The 2,606-nt window shown below is 35.8% G+C and carries 2 protein-coding genes; both read left to right on the top strand.

Annotated features, from left to right (window positions below; genetic code table 11):
• The first annotated feature begins 228 nt into the window (after window positions 1-228).
• Window positions 229-1,776, top strand: a complete 1,548-nt coding sequence (locus tag IJE13_RS05390) for a phenylalanine--tRNA ligase subunit alpha (protein ID WP_292778011.1) — start codon at window positions 229-231, stop codon at window positions 1,774-1,776.
• 10 nt (window positions 1,777-1,786) lie between these two features.
• Window positions 1,787-2,563 (top strand): exodeoxyribonuclease III, encoded by a 777-nt coding sequence (locus IJE13_RS05385; protein WP_292778006.1) that lies wholly within the window; start codon window positions 1,787-1,789, stop codon window positions 2,561-2,563.
• Window positions 2,564-2,606: the final 43 nt, after the last annotated feature.

Genomic DNA, 2,606 nt, shown 5'->3' with positions numbered 1-2,606 from the left:
TTATTTTATTATTTTATCTATTTTTTTATTTTTCTATTCTTCATTATCTATTCTTAATTATGCCTTTTAAAATTAATTTTAGATTTTTCATTTTTTGAATATATTTATTAATTAGATTAGAGATATATTATAATATTATAAAATGATAGATATTTGACTTATTTTCCATTGAGTGAATGCTATCAATAATACTTATCAATTAATTATAAAAAAACATCTGGTGTTTAGATGAGTGAAGATATTAATAAAATCATTAATGAATTACATATTTATGAAAAAAAGCTATTGAAAGAGTTGGAGATTAATGAAAATGCGACTCCTGAAGAGATAGCTGAAAACACTGGCTTGAACATTAAGTCAGTTATGAGTGCTGCAGGTTCATTGGCTTCCAAAGGAATCATTATAGTAAATAAAGAGACAAAAGAGAAATTCAGCTTGACTGAAAACGGTAGGAAATATGCTGAAATCGGCCTTCCTGAAAGAAGAATCCTAAAGGTCTTGCAGGATAAAAAGGAATTGGCTATGAAGGATTTGGCCAGCTTGGAAGATCTTGACAAAAAGGAAATCAATATCTCAATCGGATGGTTGGTTCGTAAAAGTTGGGCAAAAATGGATAAGGGAGTATTGTCCATCACTGAAGTAGGTGAATCCAGCAAGGATAAGTTAGGTGATGATGAGTCCCTATTGAAAACCCTTATTGAAAAGGCACAAGTGTCCAAAGAGCAGATGGATGAGGATATGGCTAAAGGTTTATCTGCACTTAAGGAAAGGAAAAACCTCATTGCCGAGCAAAAAACAACTTTACATAGCTTTGAATTGACTGACTTAGGTCATGAGATTTTGGCTACTGGCTTTGACATAGTTGAGGAAGCCACTCAATTGACTCATGAACAGCTTAAGGAGGGGTCCTGGAAAGACTTGAAATACAGGCCTTATGACATTAATGCGGAATATCCTTTATTCTTCCCAGGTAAGGAACATCCTTTAAGAAGAATTATTCAGGAAATTAGGGAAATCTTCTTGAATATGGGCTTTACTGAAGATAAGGGAGATTATTTGGAATCAGCATTTTGGAATTTCGATTCCCTCTTCCAGCCTCAAGATCATGCTGCAAGAGAAATGCAGGACACATTTTATGTAAAGAATCCATTGACTTGTGATTTGCCTGATGATGCTCTTGTGGAAAGAGTGGCAAAAACTCATGAAGATGGTGGAAACACCGGTTCTGAAGGTTGGAACTACAAGTGGGATGCTGATATTGCTCGTCAATCTGTTTTAAGGACCCATACAACTGGCATTTCCACTCAAAGATTGGCAAAAGGTGAACTTCCTATCAAAATGTTTTCAGTAGGAAGGGTATTCAGAAGAGAAACCTTTGACTATAAGCATTTGCCTGAGTTCCATCAAGTGGAAGGTCTGGTTGCCGCTCCGGGAATAAATTATCAAAATCTATTAGGTACCTTAAAGGAATTCTATAAGAAATTAGGATTTGAAGTGAGATTCAGACCTGCTTATTTCCCTTATACCTATCTTTCCACTGAATGTGAAATCTATTTGGAAGAGAAGGAAAGCTGGATTGAACTTGGTGGATGTGGAATGTTCAGACCTGAAGTATTGGAGCCTTTAGGCATCAACACTCCAGCATTGGCATTCGGTTTAGGTATTGAACGTTTAGCAATGATTAGATATGATCTCTCTGACATCAGAATGCTTTATAAAAGCGATATCAGCTGGTTAAGGGAAGTGCCTTTGGAAGAAGGAGTTAAGTTTGACTAAATGTGATTCTATGGCTTCTATTAGACTTATTTCATGGAATGTAAATGGAATCAGAGCCATTCATAAGAAAGGTTTTATTGATTGGTTCAATGAGGAAAAGGCAGATGTTGTTTGCCTTCAGGAAACCAAGGCTCAAGTGGATCAATTGCCTAAAAAACTGGTCAATATTCCTGATTACACCAGCTATTTCAATTCTGCAGAAAGGAAGGGATACAGTGGCGTAGCCACTTATACAGCCATTGAGCCTAAAGAGGTTTATTCTGGCATGGGAATTGAAAAGTTTGATATAGAAGGGAGACTTCAAAGATTGGATTTTGATGGTTTTACCCTTTTAAACATTTACTATCCTAATGGTGGCAGTGGGGAAGAGAGATTGCAATACAAGCTTGATTTCTATGACGCATTCCTTGATTATGCTAACGATTTAAGGGATAAAGGTCACAATTTGGTGATTTGTGGTGACTTGAACACTGCCCATAAGGAAATAGACCTTGCTAGGCCAAAACAGAATGAGGATGTTTCCGGTTTCTTGCCTGTGGAAAGGGAATGGGTAAGCAAATTCTTGGATAATGGTTATATTGATACATTTAGAATGTTCCATGAAAATGAGAGAGATCAATATACTTGGTGGAGCTATAGAACCCGTGCCCGAGCAAGAAATGTGGGATGGCGTTTGGATTATTTCTTTGTGAATGAGGAATTTAAAGACAATGTGAAGGCGTCTTATATCAAATCTGACATAATGGGTTCCGACCATTGTCCTATAGCTTTAGAAATAGAATTATAATTTTTATTAATATTTTCATATTTCTTTCTATTTTTCTATTTTT

Origin of the sequence: Methanobrevibacter sp. (genome assembly GCF_017410345.1) — an archaeon.
In the GTDB taxonomy this organism is placed as follows: domain Archaea; phylum Methanobacteriota; class Methanobacteria; order Methanobacteriales; family Methanobacteriaceae; genus Methanobrevibacter.
The sequence above is the reverse complement of the archived record's forward strand: the minus strand, read 5'-3'. Positions and strand labels throughout refer to the sequence as shown.

Coding starts and splice junctions, on each gene's coding strand:
- IJE13_RS05390 (WP_292778011.1), top strand. CDS start 229: ATGAGTGAAGATATTAATAAAATCATTAATGAATTACATATTTATGAA.
- IJE13_RS05385 (WP_292778006.1), top strand. CDS start 1,787: ATGGCTTCTATTAGACTTATTTCATGGAATGTAAATGGAATCAGAGCC.